The organism is Actinomadura flavalba DSM 45200 (genome assembly GCF_000374305.1).
GTDB lineage: Bacteria > Actinomycetota > Actinomycetes > Streptosporangiales > Streptosporangiaceae > Spirillospora > Spirillospora flavalba.
In genome coordinates this window covers 1,570,867-1,597,169 of the sequence record NZ_KB894093.1, presented here as the reverse complement: position 1 = coordinate 1,597,169, position 26,303 = coordinate 1,570,867, and the positions used below count along the sequence as shown (strand labels likewise).

24 protein-coding genes and 2 tRNA genes are annotated in these 26,303 nt (G+C 72.0%); 9 read left to right on the top strand and 17 right to left on the bottom strand.

Translation table 11 applies throughout. The annotated features are described in order from the left end of the window. Positions 1 to 133: 133 nt before the first annotated feature. The gene (locus C229_RS0107310) at positions 134 to 976 is read right to left on the bottom strand and encodes a helix-turn-helix transcriptional regulator (protein WP_026313533.1); all 843 of its coding nucleotides are present in this window, start codon (positions 974 to 976) and stop codon (positions 134 to 136) included. A 104-nt stretch (positions 977 to 1,080) separates the two neighbouring features. Between C229_RS0107310 and C229_RS0107305 the strand changes: the two genes are divergently transcribed. Both C229_RS0107305 and C229_RS0107300 read left to right on the top strand, forming a co-directional pair. After that, positions 1,081 to 2,577 carry an MFS transporter gene (locus tag C229_RS0107305; protein ID WP_051108878.1) on the top strand — a complete coding sequence of 499 codons (1,497 nt, stop codon included), beginning with the start codon at positions 1,081 to 1,083 and terminating at the stop codon, positions 2,575 to 2,577. A gap of 72 nt (positions 2,578 to 2,649) precedes the next feature. Then, positions 2,650 to 5,565 (top strand): AAA family ATPase, encoded by a 2,916-nt coding sequence (locus tag C229_RS0107300; RefSeq protein WP_018654419.1) that lies wholly within the window; start codon positions 2,650 to 2,652, stop codon positions 5,563 to 5,565. A 265-nt stretch (positions 5,566 to 5,830) separates the two neighbouring features. Here the strand turns inward: C229_RS0107300 and C229_RS0107295 are convergent, their stop codons facing one another. The 3 genes from C229_RS0107295 to C229_RS29820 are packed head-to-tail and all read right to left on the bottom strand — an operon-like array spanning position 5,831 to position 6,752. Beyond that, complete coding sequence (locus tag C229_RS0107295; protein ID WP_018654418.1) at positions 5,831 to 6,148, bottom strand: hypothetical protein; 318 nt, start codon at positions 6,146 to 6,148, stop codon at positions 5,831 to 5,833. Next, the gene (locus C229_RS33465) at positions 6,145 to 6,312 is read right to left on the bottom strand and encodes a helix-turn-helix domain-containing protein (RefSeq protein ID WP_240487113.1); all 168 of its coding nucleotides are present in this window, start codon (positions 6,310 to 6,312) and stop codon (positions 6,145 to 6,147) included. The genes C229_RS0107295 and C229_RS33465 overlap by 4 nt, the downstream gene beginning before the upstream one ends. Further along, complete coding sequence (locus C229_RS29820) at positions 6,312 to 6,752, bottom strand: ATP-binding protein (RefSeq protein WP_018654416.1); 441 nt, start codon at positions 6,750 to 6,752, stop codon at positions 6,312 to 6,314. The genes C229_RS33465 and C229_RS29820 overlap by 1 nt, the downstream gene beginning before the upstream one ends. A gap of 207 nt (positions 6,753 to 6,959) precedes the next feature. On the opposite strand from C229_RS29820, the gene C229_RS0107280 reads away from it, so the two are divergent. Further along, positions 6,960 to 7,802, top strand: coding sequence for a helix-turn-helix domain-containing protein (locus C229_RS0107280; protein WP_155884633.1), 843 nt, complete (start codon positions 6,960 to 6,962; stop codon positions 7,800 to 7,802). Then, positions 7,789 to 7,974: a DUF397 domain-containing protein gene (locus C229_RS0107275; RefSeq protein WP_018654414.1), complete on the top strand. Its 186-nt coding sequence runs from the start codon at positions 7,789 to 7,791 to the stop codon at positions 7,972 to 7,974. The genes C229_RS0107280 and C229_RS0107275 overlap by 14 nt, the downstream gene beginning before the upstream one ends. A gap of 75 nt (positions 7,975 to 8,049) precedes the next feature. On the opposite strand, the gene egtC is transcribed toward C229_RS0107275, so the two are convergent. The 3 genes from egtC to C229_RS0107260 form a co-directional block, all read right to left on the bottom strand. Then, positions 8,050 to 8,814 carry an ergothioneine biosynthesis protein EgtC gene (gene egtC / locus C229_RS29815; protein WP_018654413.1) on the bottom strand — a complete coding sequence of 255 codons (765 nt, stop codon included), beginning with the start codon at positions 8,812 to 8,814 and terminating at the stop codon, positions 8,050 to 8,052. Positions 8,815 to 8,886: 72 nt separating this feature from the next. Continuing rightward, on the bottom strand, positions 8,887 to 10,659 hold the full coding sequence (locus tag C229_RS0107265) for an N-acetylglutaminylglutamine amidotransferase (protein WP_018654412.1): 1,773 nt from the start codon (positions 10,657 to 10,659) through the stop codon (positions 8,887 to 8,889). A 115-nt stretch (positions 10,660 to 10,774) separates the two neighbouring features. Further along, positions 10,775 to 13,288 carry a carboxylate--amine ligase/circularly permuted type 2 ATP-grasp protein gene (locus C229_RS0107260; protein ID WP_240487112.1) on the bottom strand — a complete coding sequence of 838 codons (2,514 nt, stop codon included), beginning with the start codon at positions 13,286 to 13,288 and terminating at the stop codon, positions 10,775 to 10,777. 116 nt (positions 13,289 to 13,404) lie between these two features. On the opposite strand from C229_RS0107260, the gene C229_RS0107255 reads away from it, so the two are divergent. After that, the gene (locus C229_RS0107255; protein ID WP_018654410.1) at positions 13,405 to 14,325 is read left to right on the top strand and encodes an alpha/beta fold hydrolase; all 921 of its coding nucleotides are present in this window, start codon (positions 13,405 to 13,407) and stop codon (positions 14,323 to 14,325) included. Positions 14,326 to 14,328: 3 nt separating this feature from the next. On the opposite strand, the gene C229_RS0107250 is transcribed toward C229_RS0107255, so the two are convergent. From C229_RS0107250 to C229_RS0107235, 4 genes are all read right to left on the bottom strand, one after another. After that, the gene (locus C229_RS0107250; RefSeq protein ID WP_018654409.1) at positions 14,329 to 14,718 is read right to left on the bottom strand and encodes a VOC family protein; all 390 of its coding nucleotides are present in this window, start codon (positions 14,716 to 14,718) and stop codon (positions 14,329 to 14,331) included. Beyond that, a complete protein-coding gene (locus C229_RS0107245) occupies positions 14,715 to 14,993 on the bottom strand; it encodes an ArsR/SmtB family transcription factor (protein WP_018654408.1) in 279 nt (92 codons plus the stop codon). The genes C229_RS0107250 and C229_RS0107245 overlap by 4 nt, the downstream gene beginning before the upstream one ends. Positions 14,994 to 15,044: 51 nt before the next feature. After that, complete coding sequence (locus C229_RS0107240; protein WP_018654407.1) at positions 15,045 to 16,253, bottom strand: lipase family protein; 1,209 nt, start codon at positions 16,251 to 16,253, stop codon at positions 15,045 to 15,047. Positions 16,254 to 17,339: 1,086 nt separating this feature from the next. Next, positions 17,340 to 17,412, bottom strand: a tRNA-Arg gene (locus C229_RS0107235). 258 nt (positions 17,413 to 17,670) lie between these two features. Here C229_RS0107235 and C229_RS0107230 point away from each other — a divergent pair. Continuing rightward, entirely contained in the window at positions 17,671 to 18,120 is a 450-nt protein-coding gene (locus tag C229_RS0107230; protein ID WP_018654406.1) for a hypothetical protein, read from the top strand. A gap of 118 nt (positions 18,121 to 18,238) precedes the next feature. Beyond that, positions 18,239 to 18,327, top strand: a tRNA-Ser gene (locus C229_RS0107225). Between the two features lie 3 nt (positions 18,328 to 18,330). Here C229_RS0107225 and C229_RS34100 read toward each other — a convergent pair. Then, positions 18,331 to 18,471, bottom strand: a complete 141-nt coding sequence (locus C229_RS34100; RefSeq protein ID WP_018654405.1) for a hypothetical protein — start codon at positions 18,469 to 18,471, stop codon at positions 18,331 to 18,333. A 438-nt stretch (positions 18,472 to 18,909) separates the two neighbouring features. Then, entirely contained in the window at positions 18,910 to 19,353 is a 444-nt protein-coding gene (locus C229_RS0107215) for a MarR family winged helix-turn-helix transcriptional regulator (RefSeq protein WP_018654404.1), read from the bottom strand. A gap of 83 nt (positions 19,354 to 19,436) precedes the next feature. Between C229_RS0107215 and C229_RS0107210 the strand changes: the two genes are divergently transcribed. Next, complete coding sequence (locus C229_RS0107210) at positions 19,437 to 20,663, top strand: amidohydrolase family protein (RefSeq protein ID WP_018654403.1); 1,227 nt, start codon at positions 19,437 to 19,439, stop codon at positions 20,661 to 20,663. A 4-nt stretch (positions 20,664 to 20,667) separates the two neighbouring features. Here the strand turns inward: C229_RS0107210 and C229_RS0107205 are convergent, their stop codons facing one another. Beyond that, entirely contained in the window at positions 20,668 to 21,588 is a 921-nt protein-coding gene (locus tag C229_RS0107205; RefSeq protein ID WP_018654402.1) for an NADP-dependent oxidoreductase, read from the bottom strand. Positions 21,589 to 21,785: 197 nt separating this feature from the next. On the opposite strand from C229_RS0107205, the gene C229_RS0107200 reads away from it, so the two are divergent. Then, positions 21,786 to 23,138, top strand: a complete 1,353-nt coding sequence (locus C229_RS0107200; RefSeq protein WP_020608188.1) for a DUF1266 domain-containing protein — start codon at positions 21,786 to 21,788, stop codon at positions 23,136 to 23,138. Between the two features lies 1 nt (position 23,139). On the opposite strand, the gene fahA is transcribed toward C229_RS0107200, so the two are convergent. The 3 genes from fahA to C229_RS0107185 are packed head-to-tail and all read right to left on the bottom strand — an operon-like array spanning position 23,140 to position 26,281. Continuing rightward, positions 23,140 to 24,291 (bottom strand): fumarylacetoacetase, encoded by a 1,152-nt coding sequence (fahA, locus tag C229_RS0107195; RefSeq protein ID WP_018654401.1) that lies wholly within the window; start codon positions 24,289 to 24,291, stop codon positions 23,140 to 23,142. Further along, the gene (locus tag C229_RS0107190; RefSeq protein WP_018654400.1) at positions 24,288 to 25,115 is read right to left on the bottom strand and encodes a hypothetical protein; all 828 of its coding nucleotides are present in this window, start codon (positions 25,113 to 25,115) and stop codon (positions 24,288 to 24,290) included. The genes fahA and C229_RS0107190 overlap by 4 nt, the downstream gene beginning before the upstream one ends. Then, the gene (locus C229_RS0107185) at positions 25,091 to 26,281 is read right to left on the bottom strand and encodes a homogentisate 1,2-dioxygenase (RefSeq protein WP_018654399.1); all 1,191 of its coding nucleotides are present in this window, start codon (positions 26,279 to 26,281) and stop codon (positions 25,091 to 25,093) included. The genes C229_RS0107190 and C229_RS0107185 overlap by 25 nt, the downstream gene beginning before the upstream one ends. Positions 26,282 to 26,303 lie beyond the last annotated feature (22 nt).

Sequence of the window (26,303 nt, the reverse complement as noted above, 5' to 3'; positions counted from 1 at the left end):
CCGGGGCGTGCGGACGGTGGGTGCGGCGGCGCCGTCGGGTCGGCTCGGTTCGGCTCGGTTCGGGCAGGGCAGGGCAGGGTGGTGGTGTTCGGGGATCGCTCATCTTGGGTGCCCTATCGGGGCTTTTGCGGGCTCAGGTCTGGCTCTGTTGGGCGAGGATGCGTAGGGCGTCGGTGGAGGGTGGGTCGTCCGGGGTGTAGACCTCCAGGCGGTGGTCGGGGCTGTCGGGTTGCAGCCACACCTGGTACGACACGTTCACGGCGCCGACGGTGGAGTGTTGGAAGCGCATGGCGCCGACCGTGCAGTCCGCGACGTCGCCGGTGGCCCACAGCGTCGCGAAGTCGTCGCTGCGCATGGTGATCTCGCCGATCAGCGCGGCCAGGCGCGCGTCCGTGGGGTACCGGCCCGCCGTGAGCCGCAGGTAGGCGACGTGGATACGCGCCAGTTCGTGCCAGTTGCGGTGCAGGTCGCGGGTGAGCGGGTCGAGGAAGAACATGCGCGGGATCGACGGGCGCCGGGCCGGGTCGTGCGGCGCGTCGAACGGGACGTGCCCGGCGACGAGCGCGTGCCCGGTGCGGTTCCAGGCGAGCACGTCGCCGCGACGGCCGAGGACGACGGCGGGCGTCGTCCCGCCGAGCGAGTCCAGCAACGCGAGGACGCGCGGGTGCGCCTCCTCGGGCGGCGGTTCCGACAGGCCGGACTTGCCGGACTGCCGCGCGAGGTTGCCAAGGTGGACGGTCTCGACCGCGTCGAGGCGGAGCACCCGGGCGAGCGCGCCGAGCACCTGCTCGGAGGCGGTCTCGGCCTGGCCCTGCTCCAGCCGCGTGTAGTAGCCCGCGCTGACGCCGGCGAGCTGCGCGAGTTCCTCGCGGCGCAGTCCGGGGACGCGGCGCGAGGTGCCGTAGGTGCGCAGCCCGACATCGGCCGGGGTGACCCGGTCGCGGCGGTTCTTCAGAAACGTCCCCAAGCTCTCCACGCCTCCGAGCCTAGGTCGCGGGCGGGGTGCCGTGGGTACACCTGCTGGGTCTACCCACGGCACGGGGATGGTTGCCCGGTCCGCGATGGCGGACGGTCGACGGCATGAAGAACCCACATTCGCCCCTCTCCTCGGGCCTGCGTTCATGGCTCGGACTCGTGGTGATCCTCGGACCGGTGCTGCTCGTCTCCATGGACGGGTCGATCCTGTTCCTGGCGATGCCCCGGATCAGCCAGGCCCTCGACCCGACCGCCGACCAGGCACTCTGGATTCTGGACGTCTACGGCTTCGCCGTCGGCTCCCTGCTGATCGCCTTCGGGAACCTCGGCGACCGCTACGGCCGCCTGCGGCTGCTGATGATCGGCGCGACCGTGTTCGGAGCCGGGTCGATCGGGGCGGCGCTGGCGCCGAACCCCGAACTGCTCATCGCGTTCCGCGTGCTCATGGGCGTGGCCGGGGCGACGCTGCTGCCCTCGGCGCTGGCCGTGCTGAGCGAGCTGTTCCCCGACGCGCGCCGCCGCGCGCAGGCCATCGGTATCTTCGCCGCCGCGTTCGCGGCCGGGTTCGCGATCGGGCCGGTCGTCGGCGGGGTGCTGCTGGAGCGGTTCTGGTGGGGATCGGTCTTCCTGATCAACCTGCCGGTCATCGCCGTGTTCGTCCTGGCCGCGCCCGTGCTGCTCCGCGAGGTGCGCACGACGCGGCCGGGCCGCGTGGACGCGCTCAGCGTCGTCACCTCCGCCGCCGGCCTGCTGCTGACGATCTACGGGCTCAAGCACGTCGCCGCGCAGGGGGTGTCGGCCGCGCCGGTGCTGACGACGGCGGCGGGTGCCGCGCTGGTGACGTGGTTCGTCCGCCGCCAGCGGCACCTCGACCACCCCCTGATCGACTTCTCGCTGTTCCGCGACCGGGTGTTCACGATCGCGATCATCACCGGTCTGCTGCCGCTGGCCGCGTGGTCGGCGGCGGCGTACCTGGCCGGGATCTACCTCCAGTCGGTGCGGGGCCTGACCGTGCTGGACGCGGCGCTGCTCGCGCTGCCGGGCGCCGTGGTCCTGACGGTCATGTGCGTCGTCACGCCGGTGATCGTGCAGCGCGTCGGCAAGCGGGCCGTGCTCGTCCTCGCCCACTTCTCGGTCGCGGCCGGGCTGGCGCTGCTGCTGCCCGTCACGGTCAGCGGCGGGACCGGCTGGTACATCGCCTCGACGGTGGTCGCGGGCGTCGGCTACGGCATCTCGTTCAGCGTCGTGGCCGACACCGCGGTCGCGGCGGTCCCGCCGGAGCGGGCGGGCGCGGCGGGCGCCATCGCTGAGACGAGCAACGAGATCGGCAACGCGCTGGGCATCGCGCTGCTGGGCTCCCTCGCCGCGCTGATCTTCCGCCTGCTGGGGCCGGACGCCGCGCCCACCCTCGGCGCGACCCTCGACCTGCCCGGCCTCGCCCCGGCGACCGTCCACGACGCGAAGACGGCCTTCACCACCGGCCTGCGCGCCGCCGCCGGGGTGGCCGTGCTGCTGCACGTCGCGCTCGGCGCCGCCGCGCTGCGCCTGCTCCCGCGAGCGGCGCCCGCCGTCGCGGAGCCGGATCTCAGCGAGGTGCGGTAAAGGTGCCGGTTCGTGGCGGGTTCGGGTGGCCGGGTGCGACGATGGGGCGACGTTCGGGGGTGAGGAGGCGCGTTGCTGCGACTGGTCGTCTCGCGTACGGCGCCCCGGGCGTTCCGGACGGTGCTGGACGCGTTGCGGGCTCCGCTGCCGCCCTACGGGCCGACGGGGAAGCACATCCTGGTCGAACCCGGGCACTACCCGGGCACCGGGTTCGAGAGCGAGGCCGACTTCATCCTCACCGCCGTCGCCGGCCCCGGAACGGTCACCCTGGACGGCGCCACCGACGTGACGATGCGGCTCAGCGGACGCGTCACGCTCCAGGGGCTCATCGTGCGGAACTGGAGCGACGACGGCAGCGCGCTGCGCGTGCCGGGCGGCAGCGTGCTGGCGCAGAAGTGCGAGTTCGTGAGCAGGCCCGGCAGCGTCGCGGTGAGCGTGTGGGGCGGCGCGAACGTCGGGCTGCGCGAGTGCTCGGTCGGGGACGGGGCCGTCGTCTACGCCGGTGCGACGGGCGTCATGGACGACACGACCGTGCGGGGCACCCGGGCGAACGCCGTCGCGTTCCGGACGGGGAGCGCGGTGCTGATGCGGTCGTGCCGGGTCGAGGCGGCGGGCGGCTCGGGCGTCTGGGCGACCGAGGGCTCGCGGCCGGTGATCGAGCGCTGCACCGTCTCCGACTCGGGCAGCGCCGCGATCCTCGTGGACGACCGCGCCGAGGCCGTCGTGCGGGGGACGCTGCTGGAGCGGACGGGCGAGTGCGCGTTCGTCGTCCGCGACAACGCGACCGCCCACGTGGAGGACTGCGTCGTGCGGGGCGCGGGGCTGGAGGCGCTGTGGGTGACGGCGCGGGCGTCGCTGACGGCGCGCCGGGTGCGGGCCGAGGGCGGCCGACGCGCGGGGCTGTGCGTCTCGGACGACGGCACCGGCGTCTTCGACGACTGCGAGGTGCGCGGCACCGCGACGCATGGCGTCGTGGTCGAGTCGGGGCAGGGCACGGTCACCGGCGGGACGGTGGCGGACGCCGGTGAGATGGGGCTGCGCGCGGTCGGCGGGGCGCGGCTCGGCGCGTCCGGCGTGGAGGTCACCGGCAGCGGCGGCTACGGCGTCTCGGCCGAGGACGACGCGGACGTCTCGCTGCGGGACTGCCGGATCACCGGCGGCGGCGACCGGGGGATCATCGTCGCGCCGGGGGCCCGGCTGGCGGCGAGCGGCGTCGTCAGCGAGGGCAACGCCCGTCCCGACCTGCTGGACGCGGCCGACGAGCCCGCCCGCACCGGCACCGCGACCCCGGCGACCGGCGACCAGGACGCGGCGGACCAGCCCGACCGCGCGGCCCCGCTGCTCGCCGAACTCGACGCGATGATCGGCCTGGCGACCGTCAAGCAGGAGATCAAGAAGATCATCAACCTGCAGAAGGTCGCGGAGCGCCGCCGCCGCGCGGGCCTGCCGCCCGGGCCGTCGATCAACCGGCACATGGTGTTCGCGGGCCCGCCGGGCACGGGCAAGACGACCGTCGCCCGGCTCTACGGCGAACTGCTCGCGGCGCTGGGCGTGATCGAGCGCGGGCAGGTCGTGGAGGTGAGCCGCGGCGGGCTGGTCGGCACGGGCGTCGGGCACACGGCGCAGCTCACGGCGGAGGTGTTCGAGCGGGCGCGCGGCGGCGTGCTGTTCGTGGACGAGGCGTACACGCTGGCCCGGCCGACCGGCGGCGGCCACGACTTCGGCCTGGAGGCCATCGACACCCTGGTCAAGCTCATGGAGGACCACCGCGACGAGGTGGTCGTCATCGTGGCGGGCTACTCGGCCGAGATGCGGTCGTTCCTGGCGGCGAACCCGGGCCTGGCCTCGCGGTTCTCCCGCACGATCGGCTTCCCGCACTACACGGCCGACGAGCTGACCGAGATCACCGGCAGTCTCGCCGCCCGCGACGGCTACCGGCTGGCGCCGCGCACCCGGGACGCCGTGGCCGCGCACTTCCGGGGACTCCGCCGGGACGCCGCGTTCGGCAACGGCCGGGAGGCCCGCCGGGTGTTCGAGGCGGCGGTGGAGCGGCAGGCGCAGCGCCTCGCCGACGGCGACCCGTCGGTGGAGGAGCTGACGCTGCTGCTCCCCGAGGACCTGGACGTCGCGGCGGGCCTGGCCGCCCGCTTCGGTGAGACGCGCGACCCGGACCAGGTCGCGGCGGTGCTGGCGCGGCTCACCGCGCTGGTCGGGCTGGACGAGGTCAAGCACGAGATCCAGAACCTGCTCGCGCTGCTCGACTCGGCCCGGCGGCGCCGCGCGGCCGGGCTCGACGCCGACGCCGTCACCGGGCACCTGGTGTTCGCGGGGCCGCCCGGCACGGGCAAGACGACCGTCGCCCGGCTCTACGGCGAACTGCTCGCGGCGCTCGGCGTGCTGGCGCAGGGTCAGCTCGTGGAGGCGGCCCGCGTGGACCTGGTCGGGGAGTGGGTCGGGCAGACGGCGCAGCGGACGGCGGCGGTGTTCGAGCGGGCGCGCGGCGGCGTGCTGTTCGTGGACGAGGCGTACGCGCTGGCGCGCTCGCCCGGCGGCGGCCACGACTTCGGGCTGGAGGCCATCGACACCCTCGTCAAGCTCATGGAGGACCACCGCGACGAGGTCGTGGTGATCGCCGCCGGGTACACGGCCGAGATGGACGCGTTCCTGGCGTCGAACCCCGGCCTGGCCTCGCGGTTCGCGCGGACGCTGACGTTCGCCCCCTACGACGTGGACGATCTGGTGCGCATCTTCACCGACAAGGCCCGCGCCGCCGACTACGCCGTGCCCGACGACACCGCCGCCGCGCTGCGCCGCCACCTGGCCGACGCCGCCGACCGCTTCCGGTTCGGCAACGGCCGCGAGGTCGACAAGCTCCTGCGCGCGGCCGTCACCGCCCACGCGCGCCGCACCGAGCAGTCGGCGGCCGAGGGCGACGAGCCCACCCGCGCCCAGCTTTCGACGCTCACCCCGGAAGACCTCCCGGACTAACCGCGCATGCGGACGACGGACGAGAACCCGCAGGTCGACAGGGATCATCACGGTACGCACAGCCGGACCTCGCTTCACGCTCGACGGATCTCGCCCGTCCGGACGAGACTCCTCGATCGTGCGCCACCCGCCAGGTGCGCCGCGCGAGATCTCCCGGCCTGTGGATAACTTTCTTCGCCGGGATCGAGGGAGCCCCCGCCCCGCGCTCTCCCCTCCGGAACGCGAGACGGGGGCCGTTCGAGAGGGCACGTCTCCGTGCCCTGGTTCAGCGGTGTGCCGCGCCGAGGCGTTCGGAGAGGGTGTCCGCGACCTTGGAGGGGTCGCCGCACGAGCACAGCTCTTCCATGTCGCGGCTGAGCACGACGGCGTGGCCGTCGATGACGACGGCGGTGACGCCGTAGCCGATCGACTTGTCACCCGGCGTGGAGGGGGTGATCCACAACGTCGGCACGGCGGACTGCGCCACCGAGCACGACCACCCCCGCGCCGTCATCTCCCCGCCAAGCACGCGCAGGTAGGACGCCGCCGCCGCACGGCGACGCACCCAGACGTACCAGGTCACGAGCGCTTTGAGGCCGGTCATACCTCGTCTCCGTTGCTTCCCCGGTACAGCCGCATGACCTCCGCCCGGTCGAACCGCAGGTGCCCCGACGGCGTGGTCCCCGCCGCCAGCAGACCCCTCCGGGTCCACCGCACCACCGTGTAGGAGGTGACGCCGAACAACCGCGCGACCTCTTTCGTCTTCATCATGTGCACGGAATCGCCGCCCATACTGCCTTTCCCTTGTCGTCCGCGAGGCACTGCCAGCCCCACATGCCGCCTGTCAGGCTGTCCACGATGAACAGCCCCCGGCCGGTCTCCGCCACAAAATCCGGCTGCCCGAGCACGGGCGGGTTCCCGGCGTCGGCGTCCCAGATCTCCACGCACACACCCGCATGAGCGCCCGGCAGCTCGACCGGATAGACCAGCGCGGCGAACCCCGCCGCACCGGCCACGTAACGGAGGCTGTTCGTGGCCAGCTCGGTGACGATCAGCGCCACGTTGCCGACCACCTCGGCACTGTAATTCTCACCGCGCACCCATTCCTCGGCGGCGGCGCGAGCCCGCCCCACCGTCGAGAGAGCACCACCCGGATAGGGACAGAAAATCCCCGGGGCGATCCTCACGGGCTTGTCCATCGTGATCATTACCGTGCCTCCGTGCCTGACCGCTCCAGCGCTCGTATGGGTGACCCGTGCATGCGTCTTGCGACACAAACCATCCTGGATGTGAAGCGCGAAAAAAAGGTGAGTGACCTACTACACCCACTACACCGCCGCCACTCTCCCGAAGTGGCCGCCGCGAGTCCGGTAGACATGAACGCGCACGTCAGCACGTGTCGGAGGTGACAATTCATGCCCAACCCCCCAAAACGGCCCGAGACCACAGCATTCGGGCGCGAGTCACGGAAACTCCGCCGGAGTCTGCCGCTCCGGCCGACGCAGGAAGAGATCGGCGAACTGGTGAATGTCGGCCGGTCGTACATCTCCCAGATCGAGAACGGCTCGGCGCAGTGCCGGGAGGACTTCGCGATGCGGCTGGGAAAGGTGCTCGACGGCATCACCGATCCCAGGCACACGGGCGAGGGAACCCGACTCCACAAGGCATGGCTCAAGTACATCAAGCCGCTGAAGCTCCAGGAGGACGAGCACCGGTTCCCGCAGGAGTACCGGAACTACCCGCGCGCCGAATCGAGCGCCGTGATGGCCCGCTGTTACGTGACCAAGGTCGTCAACGGCCTGTTCCAGACAGAGGCATACGCGAGCGCGATGCTCAACAGTCCGGAGGACGTGAAGGCGCGGATGGATCGAAAGCGGATTTTCGAGCGCACCCCACTCCCTCAGGTCAGCATGATCATGGACGAGGCCGTGCTCTACACGCGTGTCGGTTCGGACAAGGTCATGTACGACCAGATCACTGAACTCATGGAGATGATCGACAAGGGCCTGGCGATCATCCAGGTGCTGCGGCCGGTCTACATTCCGCACCTGCGTACCGACTTCGCAATCGCCAGCCAAGCCGATGGGCGGCAGATGATTTACTGCCCGTACCAGACTGGAGGCGTCACGAGCACCGACCCCGCCCGCGTGGCCGAGTGCGCTGCCATCTGGGTTAAGATCCAGGCGGAAGCGCTCTCGCCGCGCGAGTCGTACGATTTCATGGGAAAGGTACGTGACGAGCTGTATGGACCTTCGTAACGCGACGTGGCGCAAATCCTCACGCAGCCACGCCAACAATGACGACTGCGTCGAGGTCGCGAACGTCCCCGGCACGGTCGCCATCCGCGACACGAAGGACCGCGACGGCGGAACGATCCTGCTGGACCGCTCCGGCTTCCGACGGTTCTCCGGCGCCATCAAGGCTCTCTAGCACCACCACATCGAGGAGCCCTCGCCGGATACGGCGAGGGCTCCTCGATGTGCTCTCCGGCGACGACGGCGGGGGTCAGCCGGGGACGGTTTCGCCGGGGAGGACGGTGGGGGCGGCGGCGGGCATGGCGTCCAGGCCGCGGACCGTCACCGAGGACGCGTCGGCCACCAGGAGCGAGCGGTCGGGGACCGTCGTCCAGTCGTCGCGGTCGTCGTGGGGTTCGCTGGCCACGAGAACGCCGTCCGGCTCCTCCCGGTAGCAGAGAGTTTCGGCCCAGGTCGTCGCGACGACCCGGTGGCCGTCGCTGACGAGCATGTTGAGGCAGGCCGTCGCGTCGCGTTCGACGATCGCGTACAGCAGGTTCTCCACCGTCGTGTCAAGCGGGCCGCCGTCCTCCAGGCGCTCCCACAGGAGGGCGGCCAGCAGCGCCGAGTCGACGTCGGACTCGGTCGCGCGGCCGGGGCCGAGCAGCGCGGCGTTGCGCTCCACGCTGAGATGCCCGTTCAGGCTGAACAGGTGGCGGCCGTCGGTGAACGGCGCGTTCGCCGCGACCTCCAGCGGCATCCCGGGGCTCGCCGCCCGCGCCGCGCCGACCACGCACGCCGCCTCCAGCGCCCGCGCGCGAGGACGGAACCCGGCGTCCTCCCAGATCGGCGTGGTGGTCCGGAACACCTCGGGACGGGACGCGTCGTACCAACCCGCCCCGTACCCGTCCTTGTTGACCAGCCCGACCTGCTGCCAGCGCGGCAGCCGCGCCTGCTCGGGCAGCCCGTAGGACGGCTCGAACAGCAGCGCGTGCAGGTTCCTCGGCGCCCCGATCCAGGCGAAGTGGCGGCACATCCGGGACGGACTCCTCTCGTCGGCGGTCGTCTCACCGCGTTCGGGCCCTGCATACCCGCGCAGGCGTCCCCCTTACAAGTGGTGCTCCTGGAGCCACAGTTCGAGCAGCGCCGCCTGCCACAGCTCGCTGGACCCGAGCGTGGTCCGGTGGCCGGACGGGTCGGCCAGCAGCCGGTCGACGTAGGCGCCCTGGTAGAGCCCGCGCGCCTTGGCCTCCGGGGCGTTCAGCGCGTCCCGCACCAGGTCGAGGTAGGGGCCCGACAGGTGCCGGATCGCCGGGACCGGGAAGTACCCCTTCGTCCGGTCGATGACCTCGTCGGGCACCAGGCCGCGCGCCGCGTCCTTCAGCAGGCCCTTGCCGCCCTGCGCGAGCTTGAACGACGGCGGGCAGGACGCCGCCAGCTCGACCAGCTCGTGGTCGAGGAACGGCGTGCGGGCCTCCAAGCCCCACGCCATCGTCATGTTGTCGACGCGTTTGACCGGATCGTCCACGAGCATGACCGTGGTGTCCAGGCGCAGCGCGGCGTCCACGGCCATCGGCGCGCCGGGCCGCGCGAAGTGCGCGCGGACGAAGTCGCCGGACGCGTCGTCGTCGATCAGCCGGGCCGGGTCGAGGATGCCGGACAGGGCCGCGTGCGGGCGGTCGGCGAACACGTCCAGGTAGGCGTCGGCGGCGCGGTCGCGGGGGACGTCCGCGAGCGGCGGGTACCAGTCGTAGCCCGCCAGGACCTCGTCGGCACCCTGCCCCGACTGCACGACCTTCACGTACCGGGACACCTCCTGCGAGAGCAGGTGGAACGCGACGACGTCATGGCTGACCATCGGCTCGCTCATCGCGCCGATCGCGCCGCGCAGCGCGGGCAGCAGCCGCGCGTCGTCCACGGCGATGCGGTGGTGGTCGGTGCCGAACCGCCGGGCGACCAGGTCGGAGTAGCCGAACTCGTCGCCGGACTCGCCGCCGGCGGCCTGGAACCCGATGCTGAACGTGGCCAGGTCGCGCTGCCCGGCCTCGGCCAGGAGCGCGACGATGAAGGACGAGTCGAGCCCGCCCGACAGCAGCACGCCGACCGGGACGTCCGCGACCATGCGGCGGTCGACGGCGGTGCGCAGCGCGTCCAGCAGCGCTTCGGCCCAGTCGTGCCGGTCCATCCCGGTGCGGTGGGAGAAGTCGGGACGCCAGTAGACGTGGTCGTCCTGCGCGCCGTCCTCGGTGATCGTCGCGACGGTCGCGGGCGGCAGCTTGCGGACGCCCCGCAGGATCGTGCGCGGCGGCGGCACGACCGAGTGGAACGACAGGTAGTGGTGCAGCGCGACCAGGTCGAGGTCGGTGTCGACGTCCCCGCCGCGCAGCAGCGCCGGGAGCGTGGACGCGAACCGCAGCCGGTGCGCGTCCCGCGCGACGTAGAGGGGCTTGATGCCGAGCCGGTCGCGGCCGAGCACGACCGTGCCCGTGTCACGCTCCACGATCGCGAAGGCGAACATGCCGAGGAACCGCGTCACGCAGTCGCGGCCCCAGCGGTGATACGCCTTGATGAGCACTTCGGTGTCGGACGTGGAGAAGAAGCGGTAACCGTCCTCCCTGAGCTGTTCGCGCAGTTCGGCGTAGTTGTAGAGGCAGCCGTTGAACACGGCGGTGAGCCCGAGTTCGGCGTCCACCATCGGCTGCCCGCCGCGCTCCGACAGGTCGATGATCTTGAGGCGGCGGTGCCCGAGCGCGACGCGTCCGTCCGACCAGACGCCCGAACCGTCCGGTCCGCGCGGCTCCAGTTCCCCCATCATCCGGGCGACGCCCTCGACGTCCGCCCGTCCACCATCGAACCGGACCTCACCGCACAGACCGCACACGGGGCCTCCTTCCCGTCGCCGAGCCACCGGGCGTGCGAATCGGATTACCCACGACAAGGAAGTCATCACTTCCGGACAGTCGCGGGACGCGTCACACTCCCCGGCGAGACCGGCGTCAGCGCACCAGCCAGGTGTCCTTGGACCCGCCGCCCCGCGAGGAGTTCACGACGCGGCTGCCCTCGGGCGCGACGCGCGTCAGCGCCAGCGGCAACGTCTCCGTGGCGGCGCCCTGCACGACGAACGCGCGCAGATCGACGACGCGGGGGCGCAGCCGTCCGTCCACGAACGTCGGATGCGTGGAGAGATGCACCACTTCCTGCGCGATCCATCCGCCCGGGTTCTCCTGGATCGCGGCGCGCGCCTTCTCCAGCTCCGCCGTCGTCGCGTCCGGGCCGATCAGCACGCCCGCGCCGCCGTGCCCGTCCACGGGCTTCACGACGAGGTCCGCGATCCGCTCCAGCACCTCTTCGCGGCGCTCGGGCACCCGGCACAGGTACGTCGGGACGTTCTCCAGGATCGCGTCCTCATTCAGGTAATAGCGGATGAGCTGCGGCACGAACGCGTACAGCGCCTTGTCGTCGCCGACGCCGTTGCCGGGCGCGTTGGCGAAGTGCAGCTCGCCGCGCGCGACGGCGTCCAGCAGGCCGGGGCCGAGCACCTTGCCGTCGGCGCCGCGCGCGCCGAACAGCTCGTCCTCCTCGATGCGCCGGTAGATCGTCTCGATGCGGTCGTCGCCCGCGTACACGCCGTCCGGCTCGACGCGCAGGTCGCCGGGCGTCAGCAGCGGGACGTTCATCTCGCGGGCGAGCAGGCGGTGTTCGAAGAACGCGGAGTCCCGTTCGCCGAGCGTGACGACGGCGAGTGCGCCCGGCAGCGCGCCGCGCAGGGTGCCGATGATGCGCGACGGCGTCGGGGTCGGCAGCGCGCGCCGCAGGTCGGACAGGACGTGCGTCGACAGCCACCGGTTCGCCAGCGCGTACCCGATTCCGGAAGGGACGCGCAGGTTGTCCTCCAGGACGGCCCAGCGCCCCGCGTCGTCGCGGACCAGGTCGATCCCGGCGACCGCGCACCGGACGGACGAACGCGGCACGATCCGCCCGTCGTCCCGCAGACCGGGCGACTCGTCCACGACCCAGGACGGCACCACCTCGTCGGCCACGGCCTGCCGGTCGCCGTAGGCGTCGTGCAGGAACGCCTCCAGCGCGCGGACGCGCTGCACCATCCCGGCGTCGAGCAGGTCCCAGTCCTGCGAGGCGATCACGCGCGGCACCAGGTCGACGGGGAACAGCCGCTCGGGCGAGTCGGCGTCCACCCGGAACGTCATGCCCAGATGCCGCTGCACCTCGTCGCGGAGCTGCTCGCGCTCGCGCAGGCCCTCGACGCCCACCCGGTCCAGCGCCGTCATCAGCAGGCCGTACGGGCCGCGGGCGCTGCCGTCGAACACGACGGCCTCGTCGGCGGACGCGTCGTAGTCGCTGAGCATCGCGTTGACCTCGGTGCGCGCCGGGCCGGTGCCGGGCGACCACTCGGTGCCCGCCGCCGTCTCGGCCACCAGGAGTTCGACGACGCGGCCGAACCCGCCCTCGATGTACGCGGCGCGCTGCCGCGCCACCGAACCGCCGTCGGCCAGGACGTTGTCGGCCAGCTCCGCGACCAGTTCCCAGTCGCCCGTGCGCTCCAGCGAGGGGCGCAGATCGTTCAAAAGGCCCCGGATCGCCTTCGGGGCGGGCACCGGACGGCCGTCGGACGGGTCGATCAGCGCGCCCTCCAGGCCGTCGCGCGCCGCCCGCCACGTCATCGCGCGGAGCTGCTCGGGCCGCAGCGTGTGCGGCGGGAGCCCGTCTCGGACGGCGTCCAGCTCCTCCAGGACCATCGCGCGGAACAGCCCGGCGAGCAGCGCGACGTCCTCGACGCGCGGGCACGCGTCCGGGACGCGCAGCTCGATCGTCGGGACGTGCGCGGACGGCCGGACGTCGTAATAGATCATGCCGGGGTCGGTGATGACGCCCGACGCGACCAGGTCCGCGATGAGCGCGTCGTACTCCTCGATCGAGTCGAACGCGCCGATCGGACCGGCCGTGGGCCAGCGGCTCCACAGGACCGTCCGGTAACTGGCGTAGCCGGTGTCGGAGCCCAGCCAGTACGGCGAGCTGGCCGACAGCGCGAGCAGCGCGGGCAGCCGGGGGGCGAGCCGGTGGGCGATGGCGATGGCGTTCTCGCGGCCGCCGACGTCCACATGCACCTGCGCGCCACAGATCAGTTGCTCGCGCGCCAGAACCTGGTACTCCTCCAGCATGTTCTCGTAGCGCGGGTCCGGGGTGATTTGCAGGGCCGCCGGGTCAGCGACCGGGACGGTCCCGGCCGCGACGATGCCGAGTCCCTTCTCGCGCGCCGCGCCGATCGCCTCGCGCCGCAGGGCCGTCAGGTCCTCGGCGAGGTCGATCAGCCGCACGAACGGGCGGCTGTTGGTCTCCAGCACCGAGCGGTGGAGTTCCTGCCCGAAACGGTCTCCGGGAAGCTCTCCCAGCAGGCTGCCGGCCTTGGGCAGCAGACGGTGCGTGTCCAGGTCGACGGTGTGGAACTCCTCTTCCACGCCGACGGCCATCACTTCGGCCCGATCTCCGATCACGGCTGCATGAGTCCCCCATGAATCGGCAAAGAATCCGGGAACGTGCCGAAATTTCGCTTACGTGCCGATCATCGGACGGAAGCGTGCCCGAAACATCGTCACCAGACGCTGCGGACATGCTGCACTACCGGGACATCCACGGCTACCGGCGCGCCTACCGGCTGGCGGGCGACGGGCCGCCGCTGCTGCTCGTCCACGGCATCGGCGACAGTTCGGGCACCTGGTCGCACGTCCTGCCCATGCTGGCGGAACACCACACCGTGATCGCCCCCGACCTGCTCGGCCACGGCGCCTCGGCCAAACCCCGCGCCGACTACGCCATCGGCGCGTTCGCGTGCGGCCTGCGCGACCTGCTCACCACCCTCGACATCGACCGCGTCAGCGTCGCCGGGCACTCGCTCGGCGGCGGCGTCGCCATGCAGTTCGCCTACCAGTTCCCCGAACGCGTCGAACGGCTCGCGCTCGTCGGCAGCGCGGGCCTCGGCCGCGAGGTGCACCCCGCGTTCCGGCTCGCCGCCGGGCCCGGCGCCGGAATCGCGCTGTCGCTGCTGACGACGCCGCCCGCGCGCGCCGCCGTCCGGCTCGCGACCCCCGCGCTGCGCGTCCTGTGCGGCGGCGGGCTCGGCCGCGACCTCGACCACGTCCTGGAGCGCTACCACGACTTCGCCGACGGGACCGCGCGCCGCGCGTTCCTGCGGACGATCCGCGCCGGGATCGACCTGCGCGGCCAGGCCATCACCATGCTCGACCGCGGCTACCTCGCGCGCGGCCTGCCCACGCTCGTCGTCTGGGGCGGACGCGACCCGATCATCCCCGCCGCGCACGCGCGGATCGCCCAGGCGGCGCTGCCCGGCAGCCGGCTGGAGGTCTTCCCCGACTCCGGGCATTTCCCCCACCGCGACGAGCCCGAGCGCTTCGCCGCCGTCCTCACCGACTTCCTCGCCGGACGCGCCGCCGACCACGACCGCGACGACTGGCGCGAACTGCTCCGCGCCGGACGCGCCGCCGAACCGCCCGAGCCGTCCAGCGGGACGTGACCCCTAGCCCGCCATCTGCACGAGCTGGATGAGGTTGCCGCACGTGTCGTCCAGCACCGCCACCGTGACCGGACCCGCCGTGAACGGCTCCTGGGTGAACCGGACGCCGAGATCCTTCAGCCGGGCGACCTCGGCGTCCACGTCGGTGACGGCGAACTGCGTGAACGGGATGCCGTCCGCGACCAGCGCCTCCTTGTACACCTTCGACGCCGGGTGCCCGTCCGGCTCCAGGAGGAGTTCCACGCCGTCCGGGTCGTCGGGGGAGACGACCGTCAGCCAGCGGGCGCCGCCCGCCGGAACGTCCGTCTTGGGCAGGAAGCCCAGGACGTCGGTGTAGAAGCGCAGCGCTTTGGCCTGGTCGTCCACGTACACGCTCGTGACGTTGATCCTCACGGTTCCTCCGGTTGCGTCCAGCGGCCGAGAAGCTCGCGGATCGGCCGCGTGTCGATGTGGTGGAACTTGTAGCGGCCCTCGCGGCGCGCCCGGACGAGCCCGGCGTCCTCCAGCACCGCCAGATGCTGCGAGATCGCCTGCCGCGACGACGACAGCCCGTGCTTCATCGCCAGCCGCGAGCAGATCTCGAACAGCGTCTGGCCGTCGCGTTCGACCAGCTCGTCCAGGATCGTACGCCGCGTCGGATCGGCGAGCGCCTTGAAGACATCCCCCACAACAGGCAAGCCTACACTTGCCTATCTACGGCTTCACCTGGGACGCCGGCTTCACTTCGCGCAGGTACTCCGCACCGGCTTCCCGGCGAACCGGTCACCGAGGTAGATCACCGCGTCCGGCTCGCTGAGCACGGCGCCCAGGGCGTGCTCGCCCGGATAGACCCGCCACGTGACGTTCGCGCCCTTCGCGCACCACTCCTTCTGGAGCGTGTCCGCCTGCCCGAACGGGATGATCTGGTCGAGGTAGGCGTGCGGCTGGAACACCGGGGCCTTCGGCGCCCGCGAACCGAGCCGGTTCGCGTTCAGCTTCGCCCTCCACTCCGGCGTCGTCAGCGGGTTCGTCGTCGTGTAGTCGGTGAACTTGGTGAACGCGGTGTCGATCAGCGTCGAGACGCCGTCGAAGCTCACCAGGCAGATGTCCTGGGCCTTCTTGAGGAGCTGGCGGCCCCGGTCGTTGAGGTACTTGGCCAGGTCCAGTTCGGGGTAGGCGGTGTCGTAGCCGACCGCCGCCATGAACGCGAACGCGATGAACAGGTTGCCGTCGAGGTTCTCAGCGACCTTGACCAGGTCGGCCGGGACACCGCCCGCGACGACGCCCTTGATGTCGAGTTCGGGAGCGTACGTCGGGGCGAGTTCGGCGGCCCAGCCCGCCGACGTGCCGCCCTGCGAGTAGCCCCACACACCCACCGGGCCGGTGCCGACGCCCGCGTCCGGCAGCCGCCGCGCCGCGCGCGCCATGTTCAGCACGGCCTTGCCCTGCGAGCCGCCCACCTCGTAGGTGTGCTGGCCCGGCGTGCCGAGCCCTTCCATGTCGGTGACGGTGACGGCCCAGCCCTTGGTGAGCGCGTCGGCGATGAAGAAGCCCTCGTAGTCGATGCCCTGGCTCAGCGTGTACGACGGGGCGCAGGCATCCCCGAGGCCGCGCGTGCCGACCGTGTACGAGACGAGCGGCCGCTGCCCCTTGCCCGTCCACGCCTTCTGCGGGACGAGGACAGTGCCCGAAACCGCGATCGGCTTCCCGCCGACCGACTCCGACAGGTACAGCACCTGCCACGCCTTCACGCCCCCGAAGGGCGCGCGGCTGAACGGGTCGAGCGTGTAGACCGAGGGCCGGGACCGGATGACGTCCCCCGGCTTACCCGCCGGCAGCGGCGAGGGCGGCGTGTAGAACGGGTCCTTGGCCGGGAGCGGCTGCGGCGACGGCGCGGCCTGCGCCTGCGGCGCGGTGAAAGCGGTGAGCGCGACACAGGAGGCCAGCAAGGCGGACGCGAACCTACGAACTCTGATGGGCATGAACCGACGACCCTTCGATCATGCAACGCACCGCCCAGGTGACGGCCCCACGACCGTAGAGTAAGTAGACACTGATTCCAATAGTCGCCGTGCACCAAATCCACAGCCCCCAGTTGTGCCAAACGCCCCAACCCGAGCCCACCGCCAGCCGACCTTCACCCCGGCGCCCCCGCACGAGCGCACCCAGACCCTCCACCGGCACCTCACCCTTCAGCCAGATAGTTCCGGCGAAGAAGAACGGCTGCCGCGCCACACTCACACCCGGACCGGAGACGTTGAATTGCGGCCGTGTCGACGGTACGTCCGGGAGACCAGCCCGCCTCCAGCAGCGCCCGTTCGAGGCCGTCGTTCATGACGCCACCGTACTGATTGCGCGCCCTGCGGATTCTGCCCGTCGCCAAGCGTCCGGAGAGCGGAAAACAACCTCCACTTCCGGATATCCAGGGTCCGGTGTGGGCGTCCCCGGCGGCAGAACACGAGCGACGACCTCGAACAACGCCTCCAGCGCATGCTCATCGAATTCTGCGAGCGTGCCCGTCGCGCCTAGCATGAGAGCGCCATCAGGGTTGTCCACCGCCCGGAAGGAAGACCCCAACCTCCCCCACAGCCCACCTACCAGATCACGCGGGACCACAGGGGTCCACGAGTAACCGCGAAGATACCTACGCGTTTGCCGCTTCAATTCGATCACCGAGCAGCGCCAGATCACCAGCACTCCCATAGGAAGACGACGAGTAACGCATACCGCAACCAAAAGATCAAACACCTGAGCCAAGAACCGAGCATCCGCAGCCGACTCCTCCGAAACACAAAAGAGGCAGGCATTGAAATAATAAGAACCTACACGCGCCACGCCAGGCTTAACAGAAAGAGACCGAGACTAGACTCTGCTCCCCATGTCCCAAACTCAAATCATCAACACTCAAACACAGCCTTCGCGCACCCACACGCACGGCCCCGACCGGCCGAGGCGCCCCCACGAGCCCTTGACCGACCCGCAGCAGAGAACGAAAGAAGCCCTCCGTTATAGTCACGGAGGGCTTCTGATCTATGTGCACCCGAAGGGATTCGAACCCCTAACCTTCTGATCCGTAGTCAGATGCTCTATCCGTTGAGCTACGGGTGCCCGCCCTGTGGCTCTCACCTGGGGCGTTGTTGCCGGAGTCGAGTCTAGCACGCTCGTTCCGGGTGGATTGAGCATCTGACTTCGGTCCAGCGGTCCCAACTCTAGGGCATCGGAGGGCGTGGTCTTGACGGTGACCGAGACGACAGGGGCTCAGGGGAACCGATCGCCCTGTTGGGACGACGAAGGAGTTATCGAGACGAGAGGGACACGTGCGGTCTACTCTCAGTCGCGTTCCGACCCCCCTGCAAGGAGACTCCCATGCGTCCGTCCGCCCTGCGCATCGCCTGCGTCGCCGTCCTCGGTGGCGCGCTGATCGGCTCGACCGCGTGCAACCCCGCCGACATCGTCGGTGGGTCCAAGTCCGAGGCGTGCGGGAACATCGAGACCGAGCTGCGGACGCTGGCGAACGCCGGCACGGCGCCGAACCCGTCCGACCCGATGGGCGGGGCCGCCGCCAACGCGCAGAAGTTCTCGGACGTGGCGTCCAAGATCCGCGCCGAGGGCCAGAAGGCGGGCGGGGACGTCGCGTCGGCCTCCTCCGCCTTCGCCCGCGACCTGGACAGCGCCGCCACGACGCTCCGCAACCTCAGCTCCGGCAACCTCTCCGGCGGCGCCAACACCAACTGGGCCACCCAGATGCAGCAGAGCGGCCAGGCCCTCGCCTCCGCGTGCGGCTTCTCCGGCAACCGCTTCAACATCGGCTCCTGACCCGACCCCGGAAAACCGGCCCCCCGGCCCTCGCCTGCGGCTATGCTGAACGGGTCCAAGGCTCACTTTGCCGGTACCCCACCCCGCCCGGTAGCCTGTGCTGAGCCTTCGGGCCCCAGGAGGATTCGCCTAGTCCGGTCTATGGCGCCGCACTGCTAATGCGGTTTGGGTGCAAGCCCATCCGGGGTTCAAATCCCCGATCCTCCGCAGCTAGGAAGCACCCTCGTCGAAGACGATCTCTTCGGCGGGGGTCTTTTTGTCCCCTGGTGTGGCCAGGGTGTGGCCATCACGGCGCAGGGGCACCACGGCGGCCACCGCCTCGGCCGCCGAACGAGCGACCTCGGGCAGCATCGACGCGTACGTTTCCGCCGTGAACGATGACCGAGCGTCTCACTGATCACCTTCATGTCGACCCTGCTCAGGGGGCGGACCTTCGCGGCGCCGTGACGCAGATCGTGGAAGCGGATCGGCGGCAGCGGCCTGCTCTTCACGGCGACACGAACGGCGCGCTCACTGACACGGTGCCTCCGCGCCGTGCGCTCTACCGACCAGCCTTCGTCCAGGTAGCGGGCTCCGTACCGGGACCATCTCCGCGTGCACGGGGAGCGGATGGTGAGGTGTCGGTACCGCCGCCTCGTTTCGGGACGTCCGCGCGTGCGCGGGGAGAGGCCCCGCCTCCTGGAACGCGGGTCGGTCTGCGGATCGCCTGCGGCGTCGAGGAGTTGTTCGCGCACGAGCGTTGCGGCGTCGTGTGGCGCGGCGATGGTCGCGGCCCGGTGTTGTTCTGGCCTAGGTGTGCCGCCGTGCGGACCAGGTGGTGGCGTCCTGGCCGTAGCGGACGAGGTAGTGGGCGAAACGGTCGCGGTCGGCCGGGGCCCAGTCGGCGGTGATCGCCTCGAAGACGGCGCGTTGTTCGGCGGCCAGGCGGCGGCGCTCGGCCTCGCCCTCGGTCGTGAGGTGCAGGACGGTGCGCCGCCCGTCGGCCTGGGACGCGCCGCGCCGCAGGAGGCCGTCGGCGATGCAGGCCGCGATGGTGCGGCTGGCGACGGGCTGGGTGACGCCCATCTCGGCGGCGATACCGCCGACGGTCATCTCCTCGGGCGCCTCGGCGATGAGGTTGAGGACCATGTTGCGCGTCAGGTCGCCACGGTTGCGGAGGGTGCGGCGGCGCAGCCGGGCCAGGGCCGGACCGACCTGGTCGAGGAGGGCGTCGGCGTCCTGCGGGCTGGTCATGCGGCCATCGTAGCCGTCTCGGCCGCATATGCCATACGTTATGCATATACATAGCATTTGATATGTGATGCGAGGAGGTTTCCATGTCCGTGACCGCGATCACCGGCGCCCGCGTCTTCGACGGGGAGAGCCCGCTCGGGGTGGCCACCGTCGTCATCGCCGGCGGGCGCGTCGTCCAGGTCGGCGGCGAGGCGCCGGCCGACGCGCGGGTACTGCACGCGCCGGGGACGACGCTGCTCCCCGGCCTGATCGACGCGCACGTCCACACCTCACGCGAATCGCTGGCGCTGGCGCTGCGGTTCGGCGTCACGACCGAGCTGGAGATGCAGGGCACCAACACCCGCGGCAATCGCGCCCACCTCAGCGGTGACGACTCGATCGCCGACGTCCGTTCGTCCGGATTCGGCATCACCCCGCCGGGCGGCCACCCCAGCGAGCTGTTCCCCGAGGGCTTCCGTCCGGGGCAGCCGCCCGGCGCCCGGCCGACGGGGCCGCCGCCGCTGATGCCGTTCTCCACCACGCCGGAGGAGGCCGCCGCCTTCGTTCCGCGGCTCATCGAGCACGGCTCGGACTACATCAAGTTCATGGTGGACGACGGCAGCGTCGAAGGGCACCCCGGCCTGCCCATGCTGGACCAGGCCACGCTGAACGCCGGGGTCGCCGCGGCCCGGCGGCACGGCATGCTCACGATCGCCCACACCCTGACCGTCGACGCCACGCGGATGGCGATCGAGGCGGGCATCGACGGGCTGGCGCACCTGTTCATGGACGGGCCGCACACCGAGGACATCGTCGCCATGATCAGAGACGCCGGGGTGTTCGTCGTCCCGTGCGTCGTGCTCAACGCGTCCATGATGGGCATCGGCGGTGGCGAACTCGCCGACGACCCCCGCGTGGCGTCCCGGCTGGACGACGCGTGGGACACGGCGCTGCGCTCCAGCTTCGGCCGCTATCCGCAGGGCGTGCTCGGGGACGTCCTCGCGTCGGTCAGGGCGCTCAGCGACGCCGGGGTCGACCTGCTCGCCGGAACGGACGCGTCTCTGCCGTTGCCGTTCCTCGGCGGTCTCGCCCACGGCGCCAGCGTCCACCACGAGATGCAGTACCTCGTGCGCGCCGGGCTGACGCCCGTCCAGGCGCTCCGCGCGGCCACGGCCACGACCGCGCGCCGCTTCGGCCTCGCGGATCGCGGCCGTATCGCCGAGGGTCTGCGCGCCGACCTGCTCTTGGTCGACGGCGATCCGGCCACGACGATCGGCGACACGCTCAACATTCGCGCCGTCTGGCGGAACGGCGTCCGCCTGGGGTCGTGAGCGTTCAGGGTTCGATGATGAGTTTGCCTCGGGCGTGGGAGGTGCGGCTTTCGTCGAAGGCGGTGCCGACCTCGGTCAGGGAGTGGACGCCCGCGATGTCCACCTTCAGGGTGCCTTCGTCGGCGAGGTCGGCGAGGTCGGAGAGGGCGCGGCCGTCGGGGCGGACCCAGATCCAGTGGCCGCCGTGCTGTTCGGCGGTGGGGTCGGCCACGGAGGCGTGGCGGCCGTTGTCGGTGAGGACGGCCAGGGTCGTGTCGAGCTGGTCGCCGGCGAAGTCGGCCACGGCCGTGACGCCGTCCGGGGCCAGGGTGCGGACGCGGTCGGCCAAACCGTCGCCGTAGGTGACGGGTTCGGCGCCGCGCGACTCCAGGTGGGCGTGGTTGCGTTCGGAGGCGGTGCCGATGACGCGGGCGCCGCGCGCCAGGGCGATCTGGACGGCGAGGTCCCCGACGCCGCCGGACGCGGCGTGGATCAGGACGGTGTCGCCCGCCCCGACGTCGAGCCGGTCCAGGGCGCGCTGCGCGGTCAGGCCCGCGAGCGGCAGCCCGGCGGCCTCGTGCCAGCCGTACACGTCCGGTTTGCGTGCGACGGCCGACGCGTTCACGGCGACGTACGCGGCGAACGTGCCGGCGTGGACGACGTCCTTGCGCGCGTACGCCATGACCTCGTCGCCCTCGGCGAACTCGGGTGTGTCCGGCCCGCGTCCCCGGACGACGCCGGCGACGTCCCAGCCGGGGATGACGGGGAACACCGCGTCCATCATCCCGTCGAGTCCCCCGGCCATGATCTTCCAGTCGACCGGGTTGACGGCGGCGGCGCGCACCTCGATGAGCACCTGACCCGGTCCGACCTTCGGGTCGGGCACGTCCCCGACGGTGAGTCGTGAATTGTCGGACGCGTAGGCGTCGTAGGTGGCGGCGCGCATGGACGGCTCCCCGGTGTCGCGGAATGGTTCCCAGGTGCCCCCTTCCCCGTTCGCCCACGTCATGCGCACGAGATGCGGAACGCGCTGTCCGGTGCCGGTCGGGAACCCGGCGCTCTCTGGCGGACCCGGTGCGCGGGTTGCGATGATGGCGCGCGCCCCGGGGTGCCGGGACGTGGACCGCTCGGGGAGTACTGCGCATGATCGTCGATGGCATGAGCGTGGCCGAGGCGCACGGGATGCTGGAGGAGTTCGTCGCGGACGTGCGCGGCTACGTGGACGAGCTGCTCGACGACGTCGGCCTGACCCGCGACAGCTACGAGGAGTGCCCGCTGTCGCTGCTGGCGCCGCTGGAGGACTACCTCGACGTGTTCCCGCCCGACGACGGCGCGGCGGACGATCCGTGGGTGCGTCTCCAGCTCGCGCTGTCGGCCTATGTCGCCGATCTGCTGATCGCGCAGGGGGGCCGGTGGGAGGTGGACGCGGTGCCCGACGATCCGACCAAGAGCGCGTTCGTCGTCCGCGTCACCGGGGCGACGGGCCGGACGAGCACGGTCGATCCGGTCGAGATCATCCAGCACTTCTTCGACCCGGACGAGCCCGACATGTACTGGCCCGTCGTGAACGCGCTGCACGAGGCGGGCGTCGCCCCCTGGCACCGCCGGAACCATCCGGACACGCTGCCGGACGCGCCGGTGACGCCCGTCCAGCTCTGGGTCCTCGGCATGTGCGCGCACTTCGCGACGATGAACGACTACCGTCCCGACCGGCTCGGCGCCGATCCGGCGACGCTCGACGCCGACCGTCTCACCGCGCTCAAGCTGCTGCACTCGGCCTGGGGCGCCTACGACGCCGAGCGGCTCGACCGGCAGATCCGGTCGCTGCTGGAGCACGGGCACCGCGCCGAGTTCGAGCAGAGCGCGGCGCTGGCGGCGGCCCTGTCCGACGCCGAGCGCGCCGAGTACTCCGGTCTGCTGCGCAAGACGCGGCGGCTCAGCGAGCGCGACCGGCTCGGCCCGGACGACGTGGACTTCCTCGGGCGTCTGGTCGAGCTGCGCTACGGCGCGGCGGCCGGTGAGCTGCGCCGCCACCTGATGCCGCTGCTGGCGGGCACGGGCGGCCCGGACGACGGCCCGGCGGCCGCCGAGCTGCACTGGTTCCTCGGCCAGGTAATGGACCGGCACGAGTTCGTCGACACCGAGATCAACCGGCTGGAACTCAACACCGACCTGGCGTTCCAGGTGAACCGGGGCCGTTTCCTCATCTGGGACGTGGCGCGCGCGGCGATGCTGGCCCGCTGGGGGCACATCGTCGGCTGGCTGACGGCCGAGGAGTGCTGGTCGCGGCTGCTTCCGGCGGCGCGCCGCATCCAGGCGCGGTACGTGTCGTGGCAGGACATGGCCGCCTGCCACCTCCAGGGGCGGCTGCTGTGGTCGGGCGGCACGCCGCCGGACCAGGGGCGGTTCGAGGAGAAGGTCCGGGAGCTGGCGACCGATCCGGGCAGCCCGTGGAACACGGTCCCGTGGAATCTGGACCTGGACCGCGACTGGTGACTCAGCGGGCCGGGCGGACGCGTCCCCGGACCTCGCCGAGCCCGACGCGGGTGCCGTCCGGGCCGGGCGCGGTGGCGGTGAGGACGACCTCGTCGCCGTCCCGGAGGAAGGTGCGCTCCTCGCCCGCGACGACGATCGGTTCCTCGCCGCCCCAGGTCAGTTCGAGGAACGCGCCGCGCTGGTCCTTCTCCGGCCCGGACACCGTGCCGGACGCGAACAGGTCGCCGGTGCGGGTGGAGGCGCCGTTGACGGTGAGGTGCGCGAGCATCTGCGCCGGCGACCAGTACATCGTGCGGTAGGGCGGCCGGGACACCTCCTGCCCGTTCCAGGTGACCGAGATGTCCAGGTCGAGCCCCCACGGGTCGGTTTCGCGCAGGTACGGCAGCGGTTCGGGGTCCTGGACGGGCGTGGGGACGCGGGCGGCGTCCAGCGCGAGCAGCGGCAGCACCCACGCGGAGATCGACGTGGCGAAGCTCTTGCCGAGGAACGGCCCGAGCGGCACGTACTCCCACGCCTGGAGGTCGCGCGCCGACCAGTCGTTGAGCAGGACGACGCCGAACACCCGCGTCGCGAACTCGGTGACGGGAACGGGTGCGCCGAGCGCCGATCCGGTCCCGACGACGAAGCCGACCTCGGCCTCGATGTCGAGCCGCACCGAGGGCCCGAACGTCGGTGCGTCCGCTCCGGGCGGTCTGCGCTGGCCGGACGGCCGGACGACGTCGGTGCCGGACACGACGACGGTCCCGGCGCGGCCGTGGTAGCCGATCGGCAGGTGCTTCCAGTTGGGGGTGAGGGGGTCGGAGCCGGGCCGGAAGAGGCGTCCGACGTTGGTGGCGTGGTGCTCGGAGGCGTAGAAGTCGACGTAGTCACCGACCTCGATCGGCAGGTGCAGGGTGACGTCGGAGAGGGCGTGGACGGCTTCGTCCGGGATGTCACCGGAGACCAGGTCGGTGACGCGGCGCCGCGTCCGCACCCACTCCGCGTGGCCGGTCGCCATGAACGCGTTGAGGCTGGGCCGGGCGAACACGTCGCCGCCGAGGGTGGCGGCCAGGTCCACGACGGTGTCACCGAGGCGGACGCCGACGCGCGGTGCCTCCCCGGCCGGGGAGAAGACGCCGTACGGGAGCGCGGCGGGGCCGAAGGGGGACGTCATGCGGGGTCTCCTGCGGGGATGAGGCCGAGGGCGGCGAGGTCGTCGAGCGGTTCGCGGACGCTGCACGTCCCGAAGGACAGGAACGACCGGCGGGCCGGGGCGGCGTCCGCGACGGCGGCGGCGACGATCGCGGGGTCGCGTTCGGCGAGGGCGGCGGCGACGTCGCCGCCGGTCCGGGCGGCGTGCGCGGCGAGCAGCAGGTTGAGGAAGCCGTGCTGGTCGAAGCCCGTGGCCGGGTCGGTCGCGCGGACGGCGCGGTGCAGCCCGGCCGTCGCCTTGAACGGGACGCCCGCCGCGACGGCGGCGGAGATCGCGGCGGCCAGTTCGTCCACGCCGGGGTAGAGGTCGGCGGTGACGCCGCCGGTGCGGAACTTGGCGCGGTGGCCGGTCGCGGCGAGGCCCGCCAGGACGTCGTCGCGGCGCGCGTCCCGGGGGATCTCGGCGTAGACGTCGGGGCCGGGGGTGCCGAGGCCGGCGAAGAACGCGGCGGGGTCGTCCGGGACGGCGATCTCCAGCGCGACGACGTCCACCAGCGCGGGGTCGGCGGCGCGGAGCGCGTCGAGCGCCTGCGCGGGGCCGTCCGGCGCGGTGAGCGCGACGGCGAGCGGGGCGCCGGGCGTCTCGGCGAGGATCGCGTGCAGCGTCGGCAGCGCGGTCGCCGCCACGACCAGCGGCCCGACGGCGGGCGCGTGGGGCGCGGCGCGGTGGCGGCGGTGCGCGGGGACGGCCGCGTCCAGCGGCAGCGAGCCGGGCGGGAACATGGCGGCGTCGTCGAGCAGGCCGGTCGCGAACGCGGGGATCATCCGCGCCTCGCCCAGGTCCACGCGTACGCCGGGTCCTCGCAGGCCAGGCCGCCTTCGCCGAGGTCGAGCGAGCGGAACGTGTCGACCATGACGGCCAGTTCGTCGAAGGACTCGGCGCCGATCGAGCGCTCGTACGCGCCGGGCTGCGGGCCGTGCGCGTGGCCGCCGGGGTGCACCGACACCGAGCCCTGGCCGATGCCCGAGCCCTTGCGGGCCTCGTAGTCGCCGCCGCAGTAGAACATGATCTCGTCGCTGTCGACGTTGGAGTGGTAGTACGGGACGGGGATCGCCTGCGGGTGGTAGTCCACCTTGCGCGGGACGAAGTTGCACACGACGAAGCCGGGCCCCTCGAACACCTGGTGGACGGGCGGCGGCTGGTGGACGCGGCCGGTGATCGGCTCGAAGTCGCGGACGTTGAACGTGAACGGGTACAGGCAGCCGTCCCAGCCGACGACGTCGAACGGGTGCGTCGCGTGGGTGACGCGGCTGCCGACGATCCCGGCGGACGTGCGGTGCTTGACGAGCACGTCCACGTCCTCGCCGGTGACGTGGAGGGGTTCGGCGGGGCCGTGCAGGTCGCGTTCGCAGTACGGGGCGTGCTCCAGGAACTGCCCGTACCGGGACAGGTACCGCTTCGGCGGGGCGATGTGCCCGGACGCCTCGATGACGTACGCGCGGAGCGGCGCGTCGCCGGACGGCACCCAGCGGTGCGTGGTGGACGTCGGCAGCACGACGTAGTCGCCCGCCTCGGCGCGCAGCGCGCCGAACACGGTCTCGACGGTGGCCTCGCCGGACTCGACGTAGACGACCTCGTCGCCGGTGGCGTTGCGGTAGAGCGGCGAGGGCGCCGACCCGGCGACGTACGACAGCCGCACGTCGCCGTTGCCCAGGACCAGCCTGCGCCCGGTGACGACGTCGGTGCCCGCCCACGTCTCCGCGGGGAACAGGTCGTGCAGCTTCAGGTGCCGGGGCCGCAGCGGATGGTTCGGCGTGGTCGCGGTGTCCGGGACGTCCCAGATCTCCGACGCGGTGATCGCGGACGGCAGTTCGCGGTGGTAGAGCAGCGAGGAGTCGGACGAGAAGCCCTCCTCGCCCATCAGTTCCTCGTAGTAGAGCCGCCCGGACGCGTCCCGATGCTGGGTGTGCCGCTTGGACGGCACGTCCCCGACCCGCCGATAGTGCGCCATCTCCGCTCCCCAGTAGTACATG

Coding starts and splice junctions, on each gene's coding strand:
- C229_RS0107305 (WP_051108878.1), top strand. CDS start 1,081: ATGAAGAACCCACATTCGCCCCTCTCCTCGGGCCTGCGTTCATGGCTC.
- C229_RS0107295 (WP_018654418.1), bottom strand. CDS start 6,148: ATGACCGGCCTCAAAGCGCTCGTGACCTGGTACGTCTGGGTGCGTCGC.
- C229_RS33465 (WP_240487113.1), bottom strand. CDS start 6,312: ATGAAGACGAAAGAGGTCGCGCGGTTGTTCGGCGTCACCTCCTACACG.
- C229_RS29820 (WP_018654416.1), bottom strand. CDS start 6,752: ATGATCACGATGGACAAGCCCGTGAGGATCGCCCCGGGGATTTTCTGT.
- C229_RS0107280 (WP_155884633.1), top strand. CDS start 6,960: ATGCCCAACCCCCCAAAACGGCCCGAGACCACAGCATTCGGGCGCGAG.
- C229_RS0107275 (WP_018654414.1), top strand. CDS start 7,789: ATGGACCTTCGTAACGCGACGTGGCGCAAATCCTCACGCAGCCACGCC.
- egtC (WP_018654413.1), bottom strand. CDS start 8,814: ATGTGCCGCCACTTCGCCTGGATCGGGGCGCCGAGGAACCTGCACGCG.
- C229_RS0107255 (WP_018654410.1), top strand. CDS start 13,405: ATGCTGCACTACCGGGACATCCACGGCTACCGGCGCGCCTACCGGCTG.
- C229_RS0107230 (WP_018654406.1), top strand. CDS start 17,671: ATGCGTCCGTCCGCCCTGCGCATCGCCTGCGTCGCCGTCCTCGGTGGC.
- C229_RS34100 (WP_018654405.1), bottom strand. CDS start 18,471: ATGCTGCCCGAGGTCGCTCGTTCGGCGGCCGAGGCGGTGGCCGCCGTG.
- C229_RS0107215 (WP_018654404.1), bottom strand. CDS start 19,353: ATGACCAGCCCGCAGGACGCCGACGCCCTCCTCGACCAGGTCGGTCCG.
- C229_RS0107210 (WP_018654403.1), top strand. CDS start 19,437: ATGTCCGTGACCGCGATCACCGGCGCCCGCGTCTTCGACGGGGAGAGC.
- C229_RS0107205 (WP_018654402.1), bottom strand. CDS start 21,588: ATGCGCGCCGCCACCTACGACGCCTACGCGTCCGACAATTCACGACTC.
- C229_RS0107200 (WP_020608188.1), top strand. CDS start 21,786: ATGATCGTCGATGGCATGAGCGTGGCCGAGGCGCACGGGATGCTGGAG.
- fahA (WP_018654401.1), bottom strand. CDS start 24,291: ATGACGTCCCCCTTCGGCCCCGCCGCGCTCCCGTACGGCGTCTTCTCC.
- C229_RS0107185 (WP_018654399.1), bottom strand. CDS start 26,281: ATGGCGCACTATCGGCGGGTCGGGGACGTGCCGTCCAAGCGGCACACC.